Raw genomic sequence first — 24749 nt, 5'->3', positions numbered from 1 at the left:
GGGTTTTTAACCCAATTCCGATTATAACACAAAAAAGCTATCCCCTGATTTTACGGATCAGGGAGATAGCCTCCTATTTATCGCCACAAAAATATTCGTTAAATAAATACTTCTTCAACAGTCAAATTACGCTCTTTAGATAAGTCTCTGAACGTAGTCTCATTTATTTTTACCAGAGGTTTGAAAATATCCAACGGATTATTCATAATAATCGTACCTTGCTCACCATTGCTAAGCTGAACGCTCTTACCCACAAAATTCGGCAATAAATGTCCGATCAGAGCTTGTACCGCATTTCCATTCAGCTTGCCAAATCCAAGCTCATGTACCTTGCGCAGAACGTTAATCAGGCCTTGTTTCGGTTGATTCGCTCTTCCTAAGGTCATGCCTACATAAGTATTTGCGACAGCAACAATCTGCGTATACGGGTGCAAGTCCTGTTTACGGAGATTATTAGGATAACCTGTACCATCCTCGAATTCATGATGCTGAAGCGCCACTAGTGCGGTCTTTTCGTCATTCATCGATTTAAGGATAATATCGTATCCATACGTAGTATGACGTTTTAGTTCTTCTGATTCTTCGGGAGTTAAGTTATCCGTCTTATTTAAGATATGTGGAGCAATCTGGCTTTTTCCGATATCGTGCAAATAACCGGCTCTACTAATCTCAAATCTTTCGGCTTTTGTATGACCTAACCAAGTCGCTATGTAAAAAGATAACAGTCCGACCTGCAATGAATGATTGTATGTACTGATATCATCACGTTCCAGCAGCAATAATAAAGAAACGACATCCTTTTGTTCATCCAATTTCTCCAGCAAGGGCTGCAGCGTATTATCAACATCCGACTGCGTAAAGCTACCCTTGCTGAGTGCTTCCAGAAATATAGATTCATAGTTTTGGATGGCTTGATCAAAATTACCATCTATCCCTTGTGCCACATTCATTTCTTCATTATCCAGCACCATCATGCGTGGTTCAATATCGACATAATCAATCTGATGCCTCATCAGGATGGTGATTTCTTCTCCGTAGACCACTGTCCCCTTCGGAAGCACGTGTAGGCCAACACTATTGAATGTATCTGTGATTAGACAATCGCCATGTTTGAGATCTGTGACATGAGCTTTCAAAATTCAGCACCCCTTACTATATGTAGGTATATTTTACCTTAAGGATAGCTAAATTCTTCCAAAGTAACAATATGGTTAAAGACTCATTAAAGCACTCGGTTAGTTCAAAAGACCCCCGCGACTTCAGCACCCCTAAATCTATTTTTAGAGATTAAGCCTTACATTTATCCGTCTTACACACTACCTAAAAGGGATTGCTAAATTCAGCGATTACTTTCCCAATCAACTTATCCTTCGACACAAATGGAGTATCCCACAGATGAGCATCATAGCTTATATTCCGGTTATCTCCGAGAAAAAAATAATGATCGGTGGGTACCGTAACCGGTCCAAAAGTGTAATCCATCTGTTCATTGAGGTAAGGTTCGTTAACCTTCGCTCCGTTTCGGTAAAGTGCGCCATCTTTAATTTCCAAGGTATCTCCAGGCAGCCCCATTAGCCTTTTTACATATCTTTTATTCTCATCACCAGCTACAGGTGGCGTAAATACAACAATATCTCCATGCTCCAGTGTGGTCATCCATAACATTTTCTCAACAATTAAGCGATCATTGATTTGAATCGTTGGGATCATAGAGCCCGTTGGAACTCTCATGGCTTCAGCAACATAGGTTCTAACAAACAAAGAAATAACCACTGCGATCACAATACTCGGCAACCATTGCTTCATAAATTTCAACATTATTGCTCACCTCACATTCATTTTATAGAGTCAAACTTTTTTTAGCTGGTTCATATTCAGTTCATATTGTCGTCATGTATAGTTCATCTTCATCGGGTAAGCTTTCTTTAGCAACTCATTAAGATAGCTAGAATAAAGCGATTAGAACAGGAGAAGATGCGATTGAAACCAGAAGAAGAGGTTATTAAAAAAAGGATGAATAAACCGCTGAAAATTATACTTATTTCCTTAGGGGCTTTAGCTACTGCAATAGTACTTTTTCTAGTGACTGTTTTTGTCACTAATATTTTCCTCAATAAATCGGACCAAGCTAAAATAAAACCCTATGGTCAGTCTGTAAGCGTCGATGGTAAAAATATGAACGTTTTGATTCAAGGAAAGGGTGAAGAGACAGTCGTGCTCTTACCTGGTTATGGAACGGTGGCACCGGGACTTGATTTTAAGCTGTTAATAGATGAACTATCTCCATTTTACAAAGTTGTCGTGATTGAGCCTTTCGGTTATGGATTAAGTGATAGAACTGAAAAAGAGCGAACCACAGAAAACATTGTGAGTGAAATTCATGAAGCTGTAAAGCAGCTTAATATTGACCGTTATATTCTAATGGCACACTCTATTTCCGGTATGTACAGTTTGAATTATGTGAACAAATATCCAAACGAAGTGAGTGCATTTGTCGGGATTGATAATAGTATTGCAACGGAAGACAGAATAGGTGTTAAAATACCAACAGGAAAATTAAAACTACTTAGAGAATCAGGCTTGGGCAGATTGTTATTTAAATCAAGTGGAAATCCCTATGCTGAATTGCCGTTTGATGATGAAACTAAAGAACAATTGAGATTGCTTACGCTTAGAAACACTTATAATTACACTAACTTAAATGAAGTGGAACATATGTCTTCTAATTATAAAGGGGCTCTAAATTCAACTTTTCCAAAGGATCTCCCCCTTTTGCTCTTTGTTCAAGGGGATGATACTCTCTTAAAAGATTGGATATCATTGCATGAAGAGCAAGTCAAAAATTCCGTACAAGGAAAATTGGTAAAACTTGATGCAGGACATTATCTGCACCATACCAAATCAAAAGAAATCGCCGAAAATTTTAAGACATTTATGGAAGAAATAAAATAAAAAGCGTTTCTTCTATTCTCCATGCTGCGGTCATCATGTGCAAGTTTCCTTGCATTTCATGACGCAGCATTTTTTCCTTAGTATTTAAATCTCGAACCGCTCAATAATTCGATTCATTTCCCCATCAACATCAATTGAAGTATTCTTAGGAATATGAATGACGAACAAACCGCCAAAGATCAACTCACATTTGCCTTCATTCTCTATAATTCTATGTTTAAAAGCTGCAATGGCCGTTGAATCAACAGCTTCTTTACTAAGCAGCCAAGCGTATCTTTTGAAAGGAGATTTTTGAACAGTCTCTTGGTAATAATAGACTCCATTTTCTTCCTTCACCTGTATAATATCTCCCATTGTAACAGCCGGATTAAAAATCGGTGTCTCTTCAATTCGAAATTTATCTTTGCCAAATGGAGTAACATCGAGGATTTCTATTTCACGGCCATCTGCGTTGAAGCAGATATGGATTCCGGACGATTCTAGCATCGGCACACCTCTATCCTTGTTCAATATCTAATCTTGTTCATTCTAAATAACACAAAACAAAGTAAATACATTAGGCTCGTAATCCCGAACAACCTAAAGATTCCGGGTGTCAATAACATATATAAACTGTAGGGAAAACTCCAGATAAATGCAAGCAGCATTAGCCGACTTCTGTTTAAAAAGACACCTATTGCTAATAACCCCGCCGGTAATAACAACATAATTATACTAATCACAAGAGTGGAGCGATTCGTAATCTCAGCATAAGGATTGATGAATATAAAAATTAGCCATAAAAAAACGGTCATCAAACTGGACACATAACCTATTAGTTTAATGATTGTTAAATTTATGGATGACTCCATCCTATCACCTCAATTCTTTCGCAATAATTCTCTCCAGCCACTTCCATGGAAGCAGCGTTTTGCCTAAGATTAAGATTCGCGTACCTTTGCCGATAGGATAACGTAGCCGTGGTGCCTTCATTTCGGTAATACGACCGATAAGATTAGCTACTTGACTAGGGTCAGGCGCTGTCTCAGCATTATGTTTGGAATATCGTAGCACAGCGTCAAGACGCGGTTTATACGGAGAATCCTCCTTACGTCGAATTTGCTCCATGCCTTTTCCCCATATCGGTGTTCGGAAGGAGCCCGGTTCAATTAATACCACCCTTATTCCATAAGGGGACATTTCATGACGCAGGCTTTCGCTGAAGCCTTCAACAGCAAATTTAGAAGCTGCATAAGGCGCATAACCTGGAAATCCGGATAATCCACTTACACTTCCCACATTAATAATCGTGCCACTCTGCTGTTCTCGCATAATGGGCAGCACAGCTGTTGTCACAGCCACTAATCCAAAAAAGTTCGTCTCCATTTGCCGCCGCCATTCCTCCATAGATATTTCTTCTATGAAACCGCCAATGGCAAAACCTGCATTATTGACTAGAACATCAATTCTTCCAAATGTTTCGTGTACTGAAGATATTGCTGTCTCTATAGAATCGCTGTCAGTTACATCCATGGTCATTAAATGAAGCTGCTTTAAAATTCCTGCCTGCTCTGCCTGCTGCACCAGCTCGCCTTTACGGCTTAAATCACGCATGGTTGCTATCACCTTAAACCCCTGTCCAGCTAATTTGAGCGCTGTCAGCAGTCCAAATCCACTGGAGGTTCCGGTAATCAGAGCCACTCGATCGTGCCCATACTCTAGATGTGAACTCATATTTACTCCCCTTTGTATTTCACAATTATAAAAACAAGCAAACAAACGTTCTATTGTTCATTGACTATCCATTAATTTCAAGTTATAGTAAGAGCATCTTTTATATTTCTGTGCGGGAGAAGCACCTCGCAAGACAGGCGTCAATGCCTATCTTGGAGGTGCTTTTTTGCGTATATTAACTAATTCATTAAGGAGCTGAGAGGAATGTTTAAGCCAAAAAACACCGTCAGATGTAGAACGAACATTTTCAGAATTAGGGATTTAAAATGGGTGGCTCAATTAGTGCTGGTAGCAGCTTTCTTAACCTGTAACCTCACACTTGTGTCTGCTGCTACTGGCTGGGATTCCGCGCTGGATGACATTAACAGTCTTCATGGTAATTATACCGCGCTTCAAGCCACCCTCAAGACAGATAACTCAAAAATTCAGAAGTTACGCAAACAGAATAATGACGCTCTGAAATCTATTCGTACCGTCATACAGTCAACAGATCAAGCACTGTTAAGCCGCTTATCTTCAGAAGCTAGCTCAGTTCAGAAGAAACATGCTCCCCTTCTGGAACAATACAGCACACTCAGTAAACAGTCTACCGCAGCCAAGAAAGCTAAAGACTTGAAAACAGTCACATTGCTGGACCTGAAGCGTAATAAACTAAAGGCTGCTGTAACCCTCGCCCGAGCCGAAATTAAGACAAAGACAACCGCTTTGGCAGCCGCTCGCAAGCAAACCGCTGCTAAGCTTAAACCCGTCAAAGATGCGTTGGCACCCATCACTGCTTTAAAGAAACAAATAACTGCCGAGAGTAAGAATCTCGCTGCCACGCAGAAAGTACGCGCGGAAGCTGACAAACAATATAAAGCAGCTGTTAAGCAAGGAGATGCAGTTAGAGCCGCCACAGAATTGAAATCATCCTATGAGCAAATGAAACGAATTCATTCCATGCAGCAGAATATTTACAGCTGGGAACAGAAGATTTCGCTAGCACTACGAGCAGCAGAATCTAAACTTCCCTAATGATTATGATTCGCCCCCACCGGCTCAAATCAGCTTCACTAACATACTAATTAATTGGGCTGCAGGCACAATTAGGAGCTGAGCAAATATAGTGCCTACAAATCGTGAACCCATCAATACCACATATATTTTTCCTAGCTGATCACGGTATTCTACATTTTCAGTAGCCTTATGGGTAATAAGACCAAGCTGTGGGTCGATAAATATGGTCAGCAGAATAGTCGCCATACCGTTAATCAGGCCGGAAGCTTGAGAAGCAGTCGTGCTATATTGAGGCATTAGATGAGCAGCGTACAAAGATGATATGACACCTACGGTGTAAAAGGCTGTCACAAAAACATTCATCACAATAAAACGTTTAGGAATCCCCAGGTATCTGAAGTTATATAGATTCACTTTTGGTTTTCTTATGTATTTTCTGGTGTTCTTAAGTTGCCCGATCGTCACACTGGTAAGCAGTTTTGGGATAGAACCTTCGATTTCAAGCTTAGAGATGATTCTCCCAAACAAGCCTACAAAGGTAGGGAACACAGCAATGGCAATTAAAGTCCCTAATGAAGAAGCCAATAATATAATTCTCAAGTAATTAAGAAGTGGAAAATCTGAATGTATTTTGGCATAATCTACGAATTTAGCCGTCAGTGGAGCTTGGATCATATTTGCAGTTCTTGAGACGAGAACAATAATGCCTGTGAGAGATAACGCAATGGCTATCTTGTTCAGCTTCACTCCGGCGTATCGTACCGAATACGATAAGGTTTCTGCCGTGTGAATAATCATCGTAAGCAAGCATACCACAATCAAACTATTTACCATTTAAAGGTTCCTCTCCAATAAACACTAGTTATTATTTCGGTGCACCTTTTGGTGAAAGTATTGATCCAATCCATAACAAAGGGCAATGCCCACTAAATATCTAACAAGGTCGATCCACAGGAATCCTTTTCCGAGAATTAGACCACCCAATACTGTAGAACGGATGCTGTTGATCCATTCCGATTGATACAGCTGGCTAAATTCTATACCGAAGCTAAACACCAAACTCCATACAAAGGCGAGCCTTAGCTTTTGATTTACCAGTAGGACCCGAAATATAAAATAAACCATGCTGCCCCAAAGCGCATCTCCGAAATGTCTAGATACAAACAAAGGCAGCTGATCCGTGAATACTCTAGTGCTTAACCCCAATACAATAACAACGAGGCAGATACAACTATAAAAAAGTCTTTCTTTCAGATCATTGATCCTCATTTCCAACCTCTATCCAGCTTCTGACTTAAAATTAATGCTTGCGATAATACTAATCATTGCGATATAAAACGGATAAATAATCATGGCTCCTATTATGATCAGTCCTGTTACCGGTGCAGGTTTATCTGCAGGTTCTGTGATTGGGAACCAGGTTGCGAATAAACTAATGAATAGAATCAAATAGGGAAACCATAGGATCGTAGTGAAATACATGGATTTTTTTCCGCTCAAATATTTTTTTGTAAGCCAAATAAATACTATAGAAGATAATAAAAATAAAACAAGCTTGAAGATAAACAGCAAGGTATCTACTTTTCCCAGCTCCAAGCCGGAAATTCTGCTGATTCGATAAATATTCAATGGCAGCTCTATTACAACAAACAACATAAAGGCATAAAGTACGCTTAGTGCATTCAGCTTTATAAAATATTTCATCTGTTCAGCACTTCGGAGTCCCACAGCCGCTCCACATGGGTAAGCTCCAATTCTTCAAATTCCAGCTTGTAAATATCCGGCTTGGAAGTTTGTTCAAAGAACTCATATCCATACTTCTTATCGAAGTAATTCAAGATAATGGTCATGATATTCCCATGCGTACCTAATGCGATTTTTCCGCCTTTATGCTGTTGAATTAATTGCTTGATAACAGGAATTGCACGCTCTTGTGCTTCCTGGGTACTCTCTCCATCCGGCATTTTATATTGCTTGTCGTTGAACGATGTCCGAATGCCCTGCAGAAAATCATCTTCACTGATTTCAATCTCGACACTTCCGATTGCTCGTTCTCTGAGTTCTTCATACAGTTCAATCTCTTGGTTCGAAGCTTCTGCCAAATATTTAATTGTCTCTACGGCTCGTCTATATGGGCTGGATACAAAATATGTAATTTCCTCCTCCGCCAAAAGCTCTTTGATTCTATAAGCGTCTGCGTGTCCTTTTTCGGATAATCCCCGTTCCCGCTCGTTCCCTAATACAAAAGGTGACACTGCATGTCTAACCATATAAATGTATGTCTTCATGAGGCACTCCTCTCAGTCACTCAAATATCGTTGCAGTCTTCTCTCGGTCTTTTATAAAAATCTCTCTAGGATAAAGAATTGCAATCTCTGGCAGCTCGTTCTCTTTGAAAAATTTAAATTCTTCGATCTCCCCATCTATAGCTCTAAGCGTTCCTCTGATAATAGAGCACTCAAATACAATAACCGTATATTCTACCTGATCGCCATTACTATATTCGTATCTATATTTCGCTCCACCAAAAACACCTAAAATCGACGTAGGATGAACCATCAACCCTGTCTCTTCATATACCTCTCTGCGTAAGGTTCTTCCGGGACGCTCCCCTGGCTCAATCGCTCCCGCAGGCAATCCCCACAAAGATTCTCCTGGCTTGCGGATGAACAGAATCTCATCCTCTTTATTTCTTACTACTGCAGCTACGGAAGGCATCATTAATAATTCTGAGCCCACTTTCCCACGAATCCCTTGATAGTACTCAGACATCGGCATATTGATCATCCATCCTCTCCGTAAATGGGTTTATAATCTTTCTTTTAAAAAGCTGACCACGTTTATTTTCTCAACGTCTGGCTGAACATTACATTGAGATAACTCGACATTAAACTGCTCACCTGTCTCTATTAGTTCAATCGCTTGGCATACATATTCGATCTTCCCAGGACTACTACTCCATGCATCTCTTGTATCATCCTTTACCCAATGAAGCTCTTTACCATTAGAATAGAAATCATGAATTAACCGTCCACTATCCGTGGTTGGCTCAATCAACATCAGGTTATCTCCTTTACCTTCACTAAACCTTTGAACGGTTTCTTTCATCCTGTTTAAATCTTTTTGATCAAAATGTATTAAAATATCATCATGTTTAGACTCATCTGAGCCTGTCTCACCTAGATCGGCCGCCAATACGCCTACAAGCACAGCAATCATAAATAACTGCACAATGATTATCCATGTTCTAAATTTCATAGTTCCCCCTAAATTCTTTCCTTGGACTTCCCAAAAACCCACTATATGTATATTAGACATCACTATGAAGGAATCCTTTAGATTTCACAATATGCATAGCCGTGGACAAAAAAAGCTTCCGAACTCAAAAAATGCTGAGCTCCGGAAGCAGTTACAATGAGGTGAGTCTTAGTGTTTACCTTTTGTGCCAGCAAGCTGTACGATCATAATGACAAGAACGAGCAAAGCAATGAGCTGATCAATACTCATCTGCGTCCGCCTCCTATCCCAAATGAAGGATGGCTCATCGGACGGCATTTCCTCTCCCAAGGACACTGCTTCGTTCCCCTTATACACACTATGTATCCTACAGCCTATTTATTACTTAAAGAATGCCATGCTCGTCCATACGTGCGAGTTCCTGCTCGACTTCATCCAGCTGATCTTCGCCAAATACTTTAAACCCATTTTTCCTCAACAGCTCCGTAGTGGTGCCCTCTCCCGGTGCTTTCGTATCTTTAAAGGTTCCATCATAAATATACAGGCTTCCGCATGAAGGACTGTCTTGTTTTAAAATAGCTAATGCAACCTGATGTTCCCTAGCCAGCTTTAGTGTGGCTTGAGCCCCCTTCATAAATGGCTCCGTAACATTAACGCCTGCCCCCGTCACTACCCGATCTCCTTGCCGCTGTGCGTCAGGACGAGGGGTTGGCAAACCTCCCACTACCTCTGGACAAATATGGACAAAACGCCCTTCCTCATACCACTTTAGGAATCGGGCATCGAGACACGGAACATCGCCATTATCATAACGTACTTTATGCCCTAACAGACATGCGCTCACTAGAATCTTCCCTGTCATCGTTATCGCCACCAGTCCGTCTAGTATTTAATATATTGCTATATTATTTATGACTAGAAACGGATATGCAATATCGAAATGCCTGTCCACGAAATGTTTGTGCTTGATACACAAAAGAAGACTCGTAGTACACATATAGAAAACCATTACTTCTGATATTGAGGGGTTTTCTCCATCCGATACCGGCTCCAGCAGGTCCATAATAAATCCGCCATAAAGTAGAACCCCACGATCGGAAGCACGAATTTCCAAATAGGCTGAACACCCGAATATAAAAGCTCCATAAGCGGCTGAATTACATACACACTAGCTACTGAAAGCCCCCACCAATATAGAGAAAAACGCAGGCAAATATGCCCTTGCAGTTGATAAGACATTCCTGAGTAATCCCACCATTGCTTATGGAATACCGTTTTTAACAGCCAACCGCTTATAAATTCCACAGCAGAAGGAATGATTAGCGCAAGAAATAGGAAAAGCGGAAGTGGCAGCGTCAAATCTCTAGCAATCAATAGCAATAGTGGAGCAAAGCCGTACATCGGCTTAAATGGACCTTTTAGAAATCCTTCTTTGCGAAAGCTTCCATTACTGTATAGATTATAGGTCCCTTCCAATACCCAACCTAAAAAGGAATAGACCATAAAATAAAAAAAGTATTGGCCCACCACAGTAACTGCTATATCTCCACTTAACGAAAATATAGGAATAATCATGACCTAATCTCGCCTCCCGTTGTCATTATTTTCTTAGTTGTCCATCCGGCCCTATTATGTCTTGATCGTTCTGGAAATATGCGCACAAAAAAAGACATAACCCAAAAGGTTATGCCTCCATTCCAGAATTCCAGGAGTAAAAGTCTCCCACTTGTTACCTCTAATTATTTATGCTCTTCTTCATGAGGTGTCGTCAGCAACTGATCGTCGTTTTGTTTCTTCAGTGCATCCATCTTAAGCTCACTGCGTACGCCAAAGTTTGAACCGTACTTTTTCTCAAAGTTTCCTGCGAGAGCCTCACCACGTTTTTGCCGGTAACGGCTGTTCTCATTCCGACTACGCATTCCATTTCCTCCCTGTTGGCAAAGATCTGTGAAATTTGCGAAAAGCTAAGACGAACTTGGAGAAAACACTCTGATGAGGTTGTACTTTTATTTATTATACAATACTTACTATAATCATCAACAAAAACAGACTGTCCCCTAAAGGACAGCCTGTCTTCCGAATCATTTACTCCAAATTATCGGGAAGCGGATCTGGGTGTGAGGATTCAGCAGGTTTGGCTACCCACTCATCTGCCTCTGGCTCGATGTCTACACCGTTCTCCATCTTCTTAATTTCAGCTAATGAATCGCCTTCTTTATTTTCCTTGTTGCGGATTTCCGCTTCATCTTGTGTGTGATCGGACATGTGAAATCCTCCTCAGGTGCTTTGCTTTTTTTGTTCCTTAGTTATAGTTACCCGATGGAGTGTTTTGCAAACATAGTCCAATTAAAAGAATAATTTAAGGGTACATCATCCACGCTACAAGTGGGCCGATACAAGAGCCAACTACGGCGCAAACAGTCATCGCAACCGAGCTCATCGAAACGGATTGTTCACCATATTCCAAGGCCTTTGCTGTTCCTAGAGCATGTGAAGCGGTTCCTAGACCAATTCCGATTCCAACCTCACTACGAATTCTAAACAGTTTGATGATAAAAGGTCCGCCAATCGCACCTGTAAATCCAGCAATCATAACAAATACAGAGGTTAAAGAAGAGTCCCCACCTAAGCTGTTCGAGATCTGTATCGCTACAGGTGTAGTGATCGATTTAGGTAATAAAGATAAAACATATAATTTAGAGAAGCCTAGACCTGCCGCCAAAAGCAGTCCACTAAACATCCCTATAAGCAGACCTACAATGGCTCCGCCCAGAATTGCCGGGAGATTCTCAATCAACACATTACGTTGTTTATATAATGGGTAGGCTAACGATACTACAGCAGGACCGAGCAGCTGATTAATCCATTTGCCGCCTATCATATATGTATCATACGGAATATGAAAATATAGTAGTAAAGTTACAACAATCACTGTTGCTGTAAGCGCGGGAATAAGTACAGGAATACGAAATCGTCTATATACTACTGACATCATCAAATAAATAGCTACGTTAAGCAGTACAATACCTGTTGCGATAAAAAACATTATATTTCCTTCCCCTTTTCGCTTAGTCTCTTGCCGCTCCATCCCGCTTTCAGCTTGTTGTTTACGCTAGTAAGCCATTGGCTAGAATGTGCAGCTGCGGCAATCGTGAGAACACTGCTAACGATAAGGATTAGGATTAATAGTAAACCTCTACCACTAAAGATATCCATATGATTCACGATCCCAGCTGTCGCTGGAATAAAAAATAACGGAAGATAAGCTAATATCGTTGTAGCACCCTCTTCAATCCACTTCACAGGCACGACCCTGAATAACAATAGAACAAAAAGTAACAGTAATCCTACGATACTCCCGGAAACGGGGAGATGCAGTTGCTTTTGCAGATAGTCCCCAGCCAAGTAGAACAAATATAGCAGGAACACTTGGATAATAATGCGAATGATTTTCATGATGCAGGATCCCTTCATTATTAAGTTAAAGCGATAGCGCTAATATGGAGTCACCTTCATAAGGGTATCAGAGTTTTCATGAAACTTTCAATTAATTTTTGAATCTTATAAGAAATATCGCAAAAAAACCTGCAAAATCCCCAGAATACAGAGACTTTACAGGCTCAAAGATTAAGATTCAATTTCGTTAAACCCACTGAATTACTTGCTCTGCACCTTGACGCGTCTTACCACGTGGTTCATTCAGGCGATATCCGAAAGCTGCCATACAGGAGATTCCAAAATGCTCAGCGTCCAAAATCCCTTCTTCTTCCAGAATCTGCTCAACCTTAGCTTTATCAAAACCTTCCATTGGGCAGGAGTCGATCCCGATTAACGCAGCTGAAGTCAGCATATTCCCAAGCGCCAGATAAGTCTGCCGGCAGCTCCATTCGAACATTGCCCGCTCATTCTCCATCAGTCCGAAATCAACCTTCAAAAACTTATCAAAAACTTTACGTTTTCCTTCCATTCCTTGCGGAGGCAACTCCTGCACATTCTCCATGATCCCTTTAATATAATCGGAGTCAGCAGCCATATCTTTAGGAAGACGTGAGAGAATAAGCACAAAATGGCTTGCGGTTGCCAATTGCTTTTGTGCGCCCCAGGCATAAGGACGTAATTTTTCACGTACTTCCGGACTTTGTACTACCACAAAACGCCAAGGCTCGAATCCGAATGAACTTGGTGACAATCGTCCAGTTTCCAGAATAAATTGAAAGTCCGATTCACTAATTTTTTTATGGCTATCGAATTCTTTAGTTGCATGTCTGAACTGATATGCAGACAGGATTTCATTCTTGTTTAACGATAAAGTATCCATGAGTAACACTCCCTTTACTTGATTAGCATCGACGAGCATTTGACTGTTTGCCGATCACATGCTTAATATTAGTGTATATATCACTTCTTTAAAAGTACGCACAATAATGTTATGTAGTATACAAAATGATACCATGGGAGTTGAACAGCTATGCGTGACCGAAAAGGTGGCTTCGGAAATTTCCCGGAAAGCAACAAAGAAGCTTGCCCTGTAGAATTCACACTGGACGTTATAGGAGGCAAATGGAAAGGAATTCTCATCTATCACTTGATTGATGGCACGAAACGTTTTAACGAATTCCGCCGGATCTGCCCGGGCATTACCCAACGTATGCTGACCCTGCAACTAAGAGAGTTGGAAGAGGATGGGGTTGTACACCGTGAGGTCTACCATCAGGTTCCCCCAAAAGTCGAATACTCTTTAACTGAATTCGGCAAGACACTGATTCCTATTATTAAACTCATGAAAGATTGGGGCGAGGTGTACAAAACAAAACAGCTTTCCGCAGAAAGCTGTCCTGAAGGTACAGATATTACGGTGTAGCTCAATGCTGCACCTTTTATTTTTCCCCATTAAAAAACGCTGCAGCTTTTTCCTTATGTTCGTTGGTTACCTGACCGGATATCGCTTTAATGCCTGCTGCGATAATCGCTGCATCATCTGTAAATCCAAGGCCTAGAATCGCATCGGGTATAGCATCTATAGGAGAAATAAAATAAGCCAATGCACCGAAAGCAATTCCTTTCGCCCATAAAGGTGTTTTAGCGTCGACGGCACAATAATACATTGCGATAGCATCTTTAGTAAATGGAATTTTGCCTGCGAACTTTTTAGTTTTCGTCCAAAAATTTTGCGTTACCATTTCCTCATTTTCTTTGCTATATGGAAATTCCTCTGCAGTGAGCTCCATGCTATTCTTGACCTTATCCTTCTTCATTGCCGGTTCCCTCCGAAAGGTTCATATGACGTACATACCTAAAGTATTCCCTCAATTGAGGTTTATATCTTTAAGATAAACTAAAGTCCGTATCCTGAACCTACTTACGGTTAATTGATCGCTTTGATTTTCGTTAAATCGCTGCTGCATAACACTTCAAGATTCTTAAAGATTCGCTCAGCATCCCAATCCCACCACTTCAGCGCTTCAAGATATTCGATCATTTCATCATCAAAACGTTGTCTGATCACTTTGCAGGGATTTCCTCCAGCTACACTATACGCCGGAATATCCTTTACAACTGTAGAATTGGCTGCGATAACTGCTCCGTTTCCAATATGCACACCTGGCATAACCGTAACATTTTGTCCAATCCAAACATCGTTTCCGATGACTGTATCACCTTTTAGCGGCAGATCTTTTAAATCCGGGACCGCCTGTTCCCAGCCATGGGCCATGATATTAAACGGATAGGTCGAAACCGAATTCATCCGGTGGTTGGCACCATTCATGACAAATTCAATGCCTTTGGCAATCGCGCAGAATTTTCCAATAATAAGCTTATCGCCAATAAAATCATAATGATGAGTCACACGTTCCTCAAACTTCTCTGCACCGTTTATATCATCATAATAGGTATAATCGCCAACAATGATATTGTCTCTTGTAATCGCATTTTTTATATAGCAGATACTTTTAATTTGTTCATTGGGATAGAGCGTATTCGGGTTCGGTCCATATTGTTTCATAGTTTGCGCCTCGCTCTCTTTTGGATAAAACATAGCAGAGATCAGAGCTGAATTCAAATCATGTACGATTCATAAACATAAAAAAGCGGCTACCTGCCGGTAACCGCCTATCTTTTATCTACTTATATTGTTAAAGTTCGTTCTACTTCACTTCTACTTCTACCTCTATCTTTTCGATAAAACCTCAGCCTCATACTGTTTCACTTCATTTAGCCAGCTTTCCCGGACCGGTACGCCATTCTTCGCACAATAATAATCCCAAATGGCTCCAAACGGATACGATTTAAATTCCTCGACCAAGGCAAGCCTTGAAGTGTAATCTCCATCCAGCTCAATTTGCTTCAATTGCTCGATTGGCTCCAGCATGGCACGAAGCAAAGCTTTTAATGTATTTCGTGTTCCGATCACCCAAGCAGCAACATGATTGATACTTCCATCAAAAAAATCTAATCCAATATGCGTTCTGTCCAGAAACTGACCACGAACCAGTTCACGGGCAATCTCGAGCAGCTCATCGTCCATAGTTACCACATGATCACTATCCCAGCGTACTGGACGGCTAACATGCAGCAGTAATTGATCCCCAAACAGCAGCCAGGAAGACAGCTTATTCGAAATCGTCTCGGTTGGATGGAAATGCCCAGCATCGAAGCACACCGCCTTGCCCCGGCTTAGCGCATAACCCATATAGAATTCATGTGAGCCAACCACGTAACTTTCCGAACCAATACCAAACAGCTTACTTTCTACAGCATCAATGTTATATTGCTGATCGATTTCCTCGCTGAAGATTTCATCGAGTGACTGCTGAAGCCGTACCCTTGGTGACAAGCGGTCGATCGGCGTATCTTTATAACCATCTGGAACCCAAAAATTAGTGACACAAGGCTGACCTAATACTTGGCCAAAGGACTCGGCGATTCGACGTGAGGCCTTGCAATGAGCGATCCAGAAGTTGCGGATTTCAGGATCTGGGTGACTCAGTGTGAAGCCATCGTTTGCTTTTTCATGAGAAAAACAGGTAGGATTGAAATCCAATCCGAGTCCCTGCTCTTTGGCCCAGCTCACCCATCGCTCAAAATGCTTAGGCTCTAACGCGTCGAGATCTACAGTCTCTTCTGTATCCGCATAAATAGCATGTAAATTTATTTTATGTTGCCCTGGGATGAGTGCAAGGGCCTGTTCCAAATCCCGGCGCAGCTCCTCCGGATTCCCGGCCCGCCCCGGGTAACTTCCGGTGACTGCGATCCCGCCGCTCAGTTCTTTTTCCTTATTCAAAAAACCCTTCACATCATCACCTTGCCAACAATGCAAAGAAATCTTAATTTCCGCTAGCTGCTCCAACACTTTATCTACGTCGATCCCATGCTGTGCGTAAAGCTTTTTCGCTTCATTGTAGCTGTTCTGAATGCTCTGTAAGCTCTCTTTACTCTGCTCCATGTTTGAGCCTCCTGATTTTTAACTTAGTGTGTTTTAGATGAGGCACTTTTGCCTCTCTTTGGCTCACTTTCCACTAAACTTAGCTACTAATTAACGACCTGCAGCCGGGCGAACTGTGCCAAAGCCGCTTTTTTGGTCGTGGGGTCCATCCCCTTCGGTATATAAGATGTTACTTGGAATGAACGACTTATAATTTTTCTCGCCTCTTGAAGATCAGTTACAGCACCCGTGCTGATCATCTGCACCACCAGATTGCCTAAAGCCGTAGATTCCGTTGGTCCGGCGTGAATTTCCATCTCCAACAGATCTGCCGTAATCTGGCACAACAGACCGTTATTCGCACCTCCGCCAACGATATGCAACCTCTCTAAGTTGTCACCCGTCAATTGCTGGAGATCCTGAATGTAGAAATAATAAGATAAAGCAAGACTATCAAAAACACATCGAGCTATTTCCCCAGGCGTTTGAGGGACCAGCTGTCCTGCTTCCACACAATAGCTGCGGATCTCGTCAATCATACTCTGTGGATTCATGAATCGTTCATCATTGCAATAAATGATCGATCTAAAGGGGATTTCTTGTGCTGCCAGCTCTACCAGCTCGCCGAAGCTGTATTGTCCGCCGTACTCCTCACGAACCTTTTGAATCAACCACATGCCCATAATGTTTTTAAGAAACCGGAATGAGCCGTAGGCTCCCCATTCATTCGTATAGTTGCGTAACATTGCCTCTTTACTTGTGATGGCTGAACCCCGTTCCACCCCGATGAGTGACCAAGTACCACTACTGAGAAATCCCCATTTCTCGCTGTTTGCCGGAACCCCTAATACAGCTGATGCTGTATCATGAGAGGCTACTGCTATGAACTCGCAATCTGGAAGATCACCGCGAGCCGCCAAGTCCTCCGTCAACCTCCCAACGGGTTCCCCAGGTTCTGTTAAGGGAGGGAATTGCTCTTTTGAAAGACCAAGCACCGACAGAAGATCCTCATCGTAATCACGAGTGTGAAGATTCAGCATCCCAGAGGTGGAACCTATCGTCACTTCACTAATCTTGCGACCCGTAAGCCGATAATAAAGATAATCAGGGACCAGCAGGATGGAATGTGCTGCTTCCAGCTCCGCCTGATCATGCACAAACAGTTGATACAACGTATTTATCGGGAGATATTGTATCCCCACTTTTCCGTAAACGCTTTCAGTTGAGATGTTACGATGCAGCCTCTCTATCGCTCCATCCGTTCGGGAGTCACGATAAGAAAAAACCTCATGGATCCGCGCTCCCTCCTGATCGAGAAGTACATAATCGACACCCCAAGTATCGATGCCCACGGTGCAGCGCTCGATCCCTCTAGCCTTGGCCTGCTGTAAGCCCTTGACGATTTCAGCAACTAAATAATCTATATCCCAATATAGATTACCATTTTGTTCAGCGAATCCATTACTGAAGCGATGAATTTCTTCTATAGACAGGGTTCCTCCCGGCTGCTGCAAGGTTCCACAGACCACTCTCCCACTAGAGGCTCCGATATCAACAGCAATATGATTCTGAATTTGATTATGAGCTTGTGTATTCATCCCTATACAACACTCCTTATCTCCTATCAGCCTACTAGCAAAGCGAATACGATTCCTGGACCATGCACGCCTATCGTCAGATCATTCTCAATATCCGCTGAACGGCTAGGTCCGGAGATAAAATGGATGCCCGCCGGCAGCCCCGATGGCCCAGCTTCATCAAAATCAATAAGCACCTCACCGAGACGAGTCTTCAGCCGCTCCAATGGAACGATGGCAACTAATGCGGTAGGTAATAAGCTGACTGAACGGCCTTTATTCTCAGAGGACAGCACAGTAATGGAGCCTGTATAGGCAACTGCATAATCCGCAATCACAATTCCAATATCAGCCTCGGCCGCCCTAGCTTTCCATGCCTCCTGATCATCTGTATTCCAGACAGACACCCGTGTATCAGTGAGTTCCTCCTCTAGTCGAAGTGCTGCTAGCTCGGTGACATTTTGCCGGAGAATATACCGTGCGAGCATCTCATTGACTTTGCTGACGATGAAAGCTTTGGCTTCATCCATATCCTTCACACGAAATACATGACCACCGGCGCTTTGAAAATTCGCCGTAAATTGTTCAATCCTTTCCTCCGGACTCCACTGGAATTGCTGCCAATACTGCGGTGCGCCGCGAAAAGGATGTGCAGGAGCTTCAGTAATTCTCGGCCGCTTCAGGCGGCGAGCGATATCATTCATGAATGTCTGCTGCTTTTCACGTGAATCCTGCTCCATACGTTCCAACCAGTTACTGTGCGTCTCTTCAGTCATGTCCGGCCCCTCCTTCCAGCTCTTCCCGCTTCCGCTTCGCTAGTAAATCTTCCATTCGCTTCTGTATCGCCGGGTCCATTTCGCGACTGTTCTTGTCTAGCTCCTGTTGCAGCCCCTTCCAGCTCTCACGGAAGGATTGATCTGCCAGCTTCGGGGCGATCCGATAATTGTTCCAGCCTTTCAGCGGCCCCAGTTTCGACGAAATTCCTCCGTCTCGCACGAGCAGCTTTTGCCCGATTCTACCTACCTTCATCACATTACTAAATCGCTGTGACTTCGCCATAATCGCCCCAAAACCCTTCATGCCGAGACCTTCTCCCTTATCCCCATAACCACGTTCAACCTTCCGCCGCCGTAAATAGATGAGCATATCATGCAGAGGAATTTTGACCGGACAGGCTTCATAACATGCTCCGCACAGGCTAGAGGCTGAGGCGATGTCATCCCATTGATCTACATTTTTATTCAACGCCGGGGTCAACACCGCTCCTATAGGTCCGCTATACGTTCCCCCATATGCATGACCGCCAATATGACGGTAGACAGGACAAGCATTCAGACAAGCTCCACAGCGGATGCAGTTCAGCAGCTCCTGAAACTCAGGATCACCTAGCTGCTCAGATCGGCCATTATCAAGAATAATAATATGCTGCTCTTCCGGCCCATCACCGTCATTATCCCTGCGGGGACCAGAAATACCCGACATATATACCGTTAACTTCTGCCCTGTTGCCGAACGAGGCAATAATGTAGCCATCACTTCAAGATCACTCCACGAAGGAATAATCCGCTCCATCCCCATCAGGGTAATTTGTGTTTTCGGTAAAGTGGTGACCATACGAGCGTTGCCTTCATTCTCGAACAGCACCATCGAACCCGTCTCTGCAATAGCAAAGTTACAGCCAGTCATTCCGATATCCGCATCAAGGAACTTCTCTCTCAGCTTTCGCCGTACAAATCCAGCAAGAATAGTAGTTTCAGGCAAAAGCTCCTCCCCTGCCTCTTTGGACAACAGCTCGGCAATCTGGTAGCGGTTCTTATGAATCGCCGGAATAATGATATGTGACGGGGTTTCCCCGGCAAGCTGGATAATATACTCCCCCAGATCCGTCTCTATGGTCTCCACACCAATGGATTCCAGCGCCTTATTTAAATGCAGCTCCTCAGTAACCATTGATTTGGATTTGACCACAGAAGCTGCCTGTTTTCGCTGCGCGATTTCAAGGGCAATCTTCACAGCCTCTTCACCCGTTGCTGCAAAATGAATATGTGTGCCGTTTGCTCTTGCCTTGTCTGCAAAAAGATTCAAATAGTAATCAAGATGGGCGATCGTGTGTAGACGGATTTGCCGCCCACGTTCACGCCACTCTTCCCAGTGGCCATGATCGTTAGCTGCTTTTTGTTTTCCATCACGCAGTCTCTCCGTGGTAAAACGAACAGCCTTGCGTAAAAAGTCATTATTCAGTGCCAAGTCTGCACGCTCTTTTACTGTTGCTGGCTTCCCGTTCTCTGATTTCGCCGTTAGATTGGTGGTGGTTTGACTCATTTATCAGTCACCCCCTCATACAGCAGTTCTGCTAAATGCATAACTCGAACGGGTTCGCGGCGGTAACGCAGATTCCCGGCAATATTCATCAGACAACCCATATCCAGACCCGTTAGGATTTCTGCTTCCGTCTCCAGCACATGATCTGATTTCTCAGTGACCATCGCCCCGGAGATATCAGACATTTTCACGGCAAAGGTTCCACCAAACCCACAGCAGTCCTCAGCAAAAGGCAGTGGTACCAGCTCCATCGCCTTCACATTTTGCATAAGCTGCATAGGTTCGTCGCGAATCCCTAGAATCCTTGTGCCATGACAGGAAGGATGATAGGTAACCTTATGCGGAAACACTGCTCCTAGATCAGTTACGCCAAGCACCTGCACCATAAACTGGCTGAATTCATAGGATTTGCGTTGCAAATTCTGCGCCTTGACCAGATTAACCGGATCTTCCTGAAACAGCTTAGGGTAATGATGAAGCATCCCCGTACAGGATCCGGAAGGTGCAATGACAAAATCACTGTCATCGAAGGCCTGCAGAATCGTAAGTGCAGCTTGCCGCGCTTCATTCCAATATCCACTGTTGTACGCAGGCTGTCCGCAGCAAGTCTGCACCTCAGGGAACTCCAGCTGTACGCCATATCTGGCCAGCAGACGAGCCATGGCTTCCCCGACCTTCGGGAACACGGCATCGCTGACGCAGGTTATAAACATCGATACCTTCATGCCTTCACCTCCTGCACAACTATTTACTACACCGTCGTTATTGCGATGTTCAGCTTCTGCAACTGCTTCATTTGTTCTTCAACAGGGCTGTAATCCGTTATTAGGACATCCACATCACTAGGAGCCGCAAAATGTGTGAACGCTTGAATTCCGAATTTACTGGAATCGCATAATAAGATCACTTGCTCCGCTATAGAAATCATCTTTCGTTTCACCATAGCTTGCAGCTCATTTGATTCACTAGCGCCACGTTCGAGATGAAATCCTTTGCAGGAAAAAAACATTTTATCCACGTGATACAATTCAAGCGAACGTTCTGCTAAATGACCCACATAGGACATTGATCTGCGGCTCAGTTGCCCGCCTGTAGAAAAGACCTCGATCCGCTCCTTCCCGCTTAACTCTGCTGCCACTCTAGTAGAATTGGTCAACACAGTGAGCGGCATATCCGGCAAATGCGAAGCCATATACCAAGCCGTTGTACTGGCATCCAGTAGAATCCGATCGCCCGGCTTAATCATCATTACCGCCTCACGGGCAATCCGCTGTTTCTCCGCTGCATTCATGATTTCTCGTTCAGCATAAGGGGTCTCCGGTTGCCGGTCACGCAGGCTAACTGCTCCGCCATGCGAACGCAGCAGCCGCCCCGCTTTTTCCAATCGATCCAGATCGCGGCGAATGGTTTCTTCCGTCACTTGGCATAATGTACTCAATTCTGAGACACGGATACTGCCGCGTTCATTCACTAGTTCTACGATTCGTTCATATCTGTCTGCAATCAGCATGATTTCCCTCCGTTATCCCTATCTATATTCAAGCTACCTCTTATCTAGTAAAAGCTGCTGGCACTCCACCATCGATTGTCAGCATACAACCCGTAGTTTTCTCTGACTTGGAAGAAGCAAAAAAAGCAACGCCTTCGGCAATATCACGTGGATAAATATTAACTAGCAGCGTCGTGCGTTTACGGTAATGCTCCTCTAATTGATCCGGCTCAATCCCGTAAGCAGCCGCCCGTTCATTACGCCAGTTCGAATTCCAGATAGCTGATCCTTGTAGAATTGCATCGGGCAGAATCGTATTGGCACGGATGCCAAACTCTCCACCTTCAGCTGCTATGCAGCGGGCCAGATGGGCTTCGAGCGCCTTGGCAGAACTGTAAGCCGAGACGCTTTTACCTGCAAAAATAGAATTTTTGGAGCCGATGAATACCATGCTGCCTCCGATTTTTTGCTCCTTCATCACTTTAAAAGCTTCGCGTGCAACGAGAAAATATCCTGTGCCCAGCACAGAAATATTCAAATTCCACTCTTTCAATGAAGTCTCATCAAACGGACTGGAGGTTGCAAGCCCAGCATTATTAACAATAATATCGACCCCGCCATAAAAAAGGGCTGTCTCCGCATAAGCTGCGGTTACCTGCTCTTCCTGAGTTACGTCCATTTTAACGGCGAATGCACGATTTTCACCAAACTTAGCGTTAATCTCTTCCGCTACTTTTTGTGCACCCTCCAGATTGAGATCTGCCAATACAACATGCGCTCCTTCTGATACTAAACGACGAGCCGTCTCACTCCCAATTCCCCCGGCACCACCTGTAATAAAGGCAACTTTACGGGAGAACTCCGCTTCTGCCGGAGCCAATGATAATTTATATAATTCCAGGGGCCAATATTCCACATTGTACGATTCATTCTCACTTAGAGAGACGAAATCTCCCAGCGCAGTAGCTCCGCGCATAACAGCAATCGCCCGGTGATACAAGGCTCCGCTGATCTTAGAATTGCTCCAGCTTTTACCTGTGTTGATCATGCCCACGCCAGGGATCAGGATCACACGTGGCGCAGCCTCGAACATTACATCGCCTTCATGTTTATTACGGTCGAAGTACGCTTTGTACTGCTCCTTATAATCGCTAATCGCTTCGCTCAGCTTCGCCTTCAAGCCATCGATATCATTGGTATTTGGCTCCCACGCAACAAAAAGCGGCTTCATTTTGGTATGTACCAAATGATCTGGACAAGCTGCGCCTACACCGGATAACTTCTCCGAGTCAGCCCCTCCTACAAAACGCAGCACATCCTCCGCATCGTCGAAGGTCAAAATCATTTTACGCTCATCGCTGACCGCGCCTCTGATCAGTGGCATCACTGCCGCCGCTACAGCCCGCCGCTCTGCTTCTGGAAGTGCTTCTGATTTGCGGCCGCCAAATAGGTTCTGATCTTCAATTCTTTCTTCAATATAACTTTCCGCTTCGTTAATTATGGAGATTGTTTTGGCATAACAAGATTCAGGTGTATCCCCCCAAGTCACGAGACCGTGTTTCTCCATCAGCACTAGTTCAGCTTTCGGGTTTGCGAGCACACCTTCGGCAATCATTTTGGATAAAGTGAAGCCTGGACGGATGTATGGCACCCATACGAAACGATCCCCATAAATCTCACGGGCAATTTCCTTACCGTTATGAGCGCAGCATAAGCTGATAATGGCATCTGGATGCGTATGATCCACATGCTTGAAAGGTAAAAATGCATGCAGCAACGTCTCGATAGAAGCACGCGGATGTTTAGGGTCAATCATACAATTTGCGAGATAAGCTACCATCTCTTCATCTGGCATTTCATCACGTTCAAATAACGGGGCAATATCCTGAAGCCTTAGTCCGGTAAAGTTGCCTGCTTTCATCGTAGCAAGGTCAGAGCCGCTGCCCTTCACCCACATTACTTCTACCTCACGCCCGCGAAAATCCAATTCTATCGTTTTGCTGGAGGTATTCCCTCCGCCAAAGTTACAGACTCTGCGATCTTCGCCCAACAGATTAGAGCGGAACACTAATGCATCCAATCCCCTGTTTAATTTCGTTTCCCGAGATGAATCCCATAAGTTTTGTACCATTTGTGAATACCTCCGTTTTTGAATGTTTGTTTTTTTGTTTATTTTTGTTTGTTTTGATTTTAAACTATTTGTTTGTGTTTGAATAGAGCGCTTTCAACAAAATTTTAAATTTTTTTCACATTTTAGACGAATCTCTATTGGATGAACTACAATAACATCGCGAATAACAAAAAAGAGCTGCCTCTTGGCAACTCCTCCCCTGTTTTTCACACCAGCTTAAAGGGTGATCCAGTAGTTACATTTTTCATTCTCAATGCCATGTAGTATTCCTTTGTTCGCTTCAATAACCTTTCTCGAAAATATATTGTCCGGCTCACAAGTCAGCATGACCTTATCAATCCCCATGTCCGCAGCTTTTTTTAACAGCTCTGCCAAAAAAATCGTGCCATAACCCTTTCCTCTTTCACTGGGTCTGATACTATAACCGATGTGTCCACCGGACTTCCTCAATTGATCAGTTAAGGAATGTCTTAGTTTTCCGACACCAACAGGATAAGCGTCAATCAGTAGCCAGTAGTTGGTTTGTGCTACATACTGTGGCGGAAGATTATCACCTTGTGAAAGTGCTATCCGATCCCGGATGAAATCAGGAAATTGACTGTAAGCCAGATCAAATCCGTTATTGACGAATCCATTCTCCCCCGGACCTATCTCCACAATCAGCTCAAAAATATCGCGTCCATCTGAAACACTAGCTTCCTTTAGCTCAACGAGCATAATCATCCCCACCTAGAACGTTATTAATAACTTCCCTATCAAAATTTACCGCAAAAGAGACCGGCATGCATTATTTAATTGCACATTCTACAACTAAAATGATCTTCAATGCTCACGCCTAATGTGTTAAGTGTACTTTGTGCAATTAAATTCGCCCAATTTAGCTGAATCAGCTAAATACGAGAGAAATAG

31 protein-coding genes are annotated in these 24749 nt (G+C 43.3%); 3 read left to right on the top strand and 28 right to left on the bottom strand.

The genetic code is table 11. The features are described from left to right. Nucleotides 1-98: 98 nt before the first annotated feature. The gene (locus MHI25_RS11930) at nt 99-1136 is read right to left on the bottom strand and encodes an HD domain-containing phosphohydrolase (protein WP_076130334.1); all 1038 of its coding nucleotides are present in this window, start codon (nt 1134-1136) and stop codon (nt 99-101) included. Between the two features lie 184 nt (nt 1137-1320). Beyond that, nucleotides 1321-1818, bottom strand: a complete 498-nt coding sequence (lepB, locus tag MHI25_RS11925; RefSeq protein ID WP_340395460.1) for a signal peptidase I — start codon at nt 1816-1818, stop codon at nt 1321-1323. 156 nt (nt 1819-1974) lie between these two features. Here lepB and MHI25_RS11920 point away from each other — a divergent pair, with 156 nt between their 5' ends. Beyond that, complete coding sequence (locus MHI25_RS11920) at nt 1975-2952, top strand: alpha/beta hydrolase (protein ID WP_340395459.1); 978 nt, start codon at nt 1975-1977, stop codon at nt 2950-2952. Nucleotides 2953-3036: 84 nt separating this feature from the next. On the opposite strand, the gene MHI25_RS11915 is transcribed toward MHI25_RS11920, so the two are convergent. Together MHI25_RS11915 and MHI25_RS11910 are read right to left on the bottom strand one after the other, a co-directional pair. Beyond that, a complete protein-coding gene (locus tag MHI25_RS11915; RefSeq protein WP_139330203.1) occupies nt 3037-3462 on the bottom strand; it encodes a DUF4265 domain-containing protein in 426 nt (141 codons plus the stop codon). A 345-nt stretch (nt 3463-3807) separates the two neighbouring features. After that, a complete protein-coding gene (locus MHI25_RS11910; protein WP_340395458.1) occupies nt 3808-4665 on the bottom strand; it encodes an SDR family oxidoreductase in 858 nt (285 codons plus the stop codon). 204 nt (nt 4666-4869) lie between these two features. Here MHI25_RS11910 and MHI25_RS11905 point away from each other — a divergent pair, with 204 nt between their 5' ends. Next, on the top strand, nt 4870-5679 hold the full coding sequence (locus MHI25_RS11905) for a hypothetical protein (RefSeq protein WP_340395457.1): 810 nt from the start codon (nt 4870-4872) through the stop codon (nt 5677-5679). Between the two features lie 24 nt (nt 5680-5703). Here the strand turns inward: MHI25_RS11905 and MHI25_RS11900 are convergent, their stop codons facing one another. The 14 genes from MHI25_RS11900 to MHI25_RS11835 form a co-directional block, all read right to left on the bottom strand. After that, complete coding sequence (locus tag MHI25_RS11900) at nt 5704-6495, bottom strand: lipid II flippase Amj family protein (RefSeq protein ID WP_036689792.1); 792 nt, start codon at nt 6493-6495, stop codon at nt 5704-5706. A 24-nt stretch (nt 6496-6519) separates the two neighbouring features. Then, nucleotides 6520-6930 carry a DUF2809 domain-containing protein gene (locus MHI25_RS11895; protein WP_340395456.1) on the bottom strand — a complete coding sequence of 137 codons (411 nt, stop codon included), beginning with the start codon at nt 6928-6930 and terminating at the stop codon, nt 6520-6522. 9 nt (nt 6931-6939) lie between these two features. Next, a complete protein-coding gene (locus MHI25_RS11890) occupies nt 6940-7365 on the bottom strand; it encodes a hypothetical protein (RefSeq protein ID WP_076130341.1) in 426 nt (141 codons plus the stop codon). Beyond that, on the bottom strand, nt 7362-7949 hold the full coding sequence (locus MHI25_RS11885; RefSeq protein WP_340395455.1) for a histidine phosphatase family protein: 588 nt from the start codon (nt 7947-7949) through the stop codon (nt 7362-7364). The genes MHI25_RS11890 and MHI25_RS11885 overlap by 4 nt, the downstream gene beginning before the upstream one ends. A gap of 16 nt (nt 7950-7965) precedes the next feature. Next, complete coding sequence (locus MHI25_RS11880; protein ID WP_076130372.1) at nt 7966-8439, bottom strand: NUDIX domain-containing protein; 474 nt, start codon at nt 8437-8439, stop codon at nt 7966-7968. Nucleotides 8440-8469: 30 nt separating this feature from the next. Continuing rightward, entirely contained in the window at nt 8470-8919 is a 450-nt protein-coding gene (locus MHI25_RS11875; protein ID WP_339190574.1) for a hypothetical protein, read from the bottom strand. A gap of 168 nt (nt 8920-9087) precedes the next feature. Beyond that, nucleotides 9088-9234 (bottom strand): hypothetical protein, encoded by a 147-nt coding sequence (locus tag MHI25_RS11870; protein ID WP_155288116.1) that lies wholly within the window; start codon nt 9232-9234, stop codon nt 9088-9090. A gap of 49 nt (nt 9235-9283) precedes the next feature. Further along, a complete protein-coding gene (locus tag MHI25_RS11865) occupies nt 9284-9760 on the bottom strand; it encodes a DUF523 domain-containing protein (protein ID WP_076193844.1) in 477 nt (158 codons plus the stop codon). A gap of 146 nt (nt 9761-9906) precedes the next feature. Further along, entirely contained in the window at nt 9907-10473 is a 567-nt protein-coding gene (locus tag MHI25_RS11860) for a putative ABC transporter permease (protein ID WP_036689784.1), read from the bottom strand. 164 nt (nt 10474-10637) lie between these two features. Continuing rightward, nucleotides 10638-10817 carry a hypothetical protein gene (locus tag MHI25_RS11855; protein ID WP_038570027.1) on the bottom strand — a complete coding sequence of 60 codons (180 nt, stop codon included), beginning with the start codon at nt 10815-10817 and terminating at the stop codon, nt 10638-10640. A 166-nt stretch (nt 10818-10983) separates the two neighbouring features. Further along, nucleotides 10984-11163, bottom strand: coding sequence for a hypothetical protein (locus tag MHI25_RS11850; protein WP_036689781.1), 180 nt, complete (start codon nt 11161-11163; stop codon nt 10984-10986). Nucleotides 11164-11257: 94 nt separating this feature from the next. After that, nucleotides 11258-11944 carry an LrgB family protein gene (locus MHI25_RS11845; RefSeq protein ID WP_076130346.1) on the bottom strand — a complete coding sequence of 229 codons (687 nt, stop codon included), beginning with the start codon at nt 11942-11944 and terminating at the stop codon, nt 11258-11260. Continuing rightward, a complete protein-coding gene (locus MHI25_RS11840) occupies nt 11944-12354 on the bottom strand; it encodes a CidA/LrgA family holin-like protein (RefSeq protein WP_036689778.1) in 411 nt (136 codons plus the stop codon). Before MHI25_RS11840 ends, MHI25_RS11845 begins: the two co-directional genes overlap by 1 nt. A 187-nt stretch (nt 12355-12541) precedes the next feature. Beyond that, entirely contained in the window at nt 12542-13216 is a 675-nt protein-coding gene (locus MHI25_RS11835) for an NAD(P)H-dependent oxidoreductase (RefSeq protein WP_076130347.1), read from the bottom strand. Nucleotides 13217-13366: 150 nt separating this feature from the next. On the opposite strand from MHI25_RS11835, the gene MHI25_RS11830 reads away from it, so the two are divergent. Continuing rightward, nucleotides 13367-13759 (top strand): helix-turn-helix domain-containing protein, encoded by a 393-nt coding sequence (locus tag MHI25_RS11830; protein ID WP_076130348.1) that lies wholly within the window; start codon nt 13367-13369, stop codon nt 13757-13759. A 16-nt stretch (nt 13760-13775) separates the two neighbouring features. Here the strand turns inward: MHI25_RS11830 and MHI25_RS11825 are convergent, their stop codons facing one another. The 10 genes from MHI25_RS11825 to MHI25_RS11780 all read right to left on the bottom strand — a co-directional run bounded on the left by MHI25_RS11825 (nt 13776) and on the right by MHI25_RS11780 (nt 24557). Then, nucleotides 13776-14153, bottom strand: coding sequence for a YkvA family protein (locus MHI25_RS11825; RefSeq protein ID WP_081383451.1), 378 nt, complete (start codon nt 14151-14153; stop codon nt 13776-13778). Nucleotides 14154-14263: 110 nt separating this feature from the next. Continuing rightward, complete coding sequence (locus MHI25_RS11820) at nt 14264-14902, bottom strand: Vat family streptogramin A O-acetyltransferase (RefSeq protein ID WP_076130349.1); 639 nt, start codon at nt 14900-14902, stop codon at nt 14264-14266. 165 nt (nt 14903-15067) lie between these two features. After that, nucleotides 15068-16342 (bottom strand): L-rhamnose isomerase, encoded by a 1275-nt coding sequence (rhaA, locus tag MHI25_RS11815; RefSeq protein ID WP_312151373.1) that lies wholly within the window; start codon nt 16340-16342, stop codon nt 15068-15070. A gap of 86 nt (nt 16343-16428) precedes the next feature. Beyond that, nucleotides 16429-17919 carry a rhamnulokinase gene (gene rhaB, locus MHI25_RS11810; protein ID WP_340395454.1) on the bottom strand — a complete coding sequence of 497 codons (1491 nt, stop codon included), beginning with the start codon at nt 17917-17919 and terminating at the stop codon, nt 16429-16431. 26 nt (nt 17920-17945) lie between these two features. Continuing rightward, a complete protein-coding gene (locus MHI25_RS11805; protein ID WP_248548013.1) occupies nt 17946-18674 on the bottom strand; it encodes a lactate utilization protein in 729 nt (242 codons plus the stop codon). Continuing rightward, complete coding sequence (locus MHI25_RS11800; protein WP_340395453.1) at nt 18667-20220, bottom strand: LutB/LldF family L-lactate oxidation iron-sulfur protein; 1554 nt, start codon at nt 20218-20220, stop codon at nt 18667-18669. Before MHI25_RS11800 ends, MHI25_RS11805 begins: the two co-directional genes overlap by 8 nt. Further along, nucleotides 20217-20945, bottom strand: a complete 729-nt coding sequence (locus MHI25_RS11795) for a (Fe-S)-binding protein (protein WP_076130354.1) — start codon at nt 20943-20945, stop codon at nt 20217-20219. The genes MHI25_RS11800 and MHI25_RS11795 overlap by 4 nt, the downstream gene beginning before the upstream one ends. Before the next feature lie 26 nt (nt 20946-20971). Then, complete coding sequence (locus MHI25_RS11790; protein WP_036689767.1) at nt 20972-21730, bottom strand: DeoR/GlpR family DNA-binding transcription regulator; 759 nt, start codon at nt 21728-21730, stop codon at nt 20972-20974. Nucleotides 21731-21770: 40 nt separating this feature from the next. Next, a complete protein-coding gene (locus tag MHI25_RS11785) occupies nt 21771-23840 on the bottom strand; it encodes a bifunctional aldolase/short-chain dehydrogenase (protein WP_340395452.1) in 2070 nt (689 codons plus the stop codon). A 216-nt stretch (nt 23841-24056) separates the two neighbouring features. After that, entirely contained in the window at nt 24057-24557 is a 501-nt protein-coding gene (locus MHI25_RS11780) for a GNAT family N-acetyltransferase (protein WP_340395451.1), read from the bottom strand. Between the last annotated feature and the right edge of the window lie 192 nt (nt 24558-24749).

The sequence above is a fragment of the Paenibacillus sp. FSL E2-0177 genome (genome assembly GCF_037992975.1).
GTDB classification, from domain to species: domain Bacteria; phylum Bacillota; class Bacilli; order Paenibacillales; family Paenibacillaceae; genus Paenibacillus_AQ; species Paenibacillus_AQ odorifer.
This window is presented reverse-complemented; position numbering and strand designations above follow the sequence as displayed.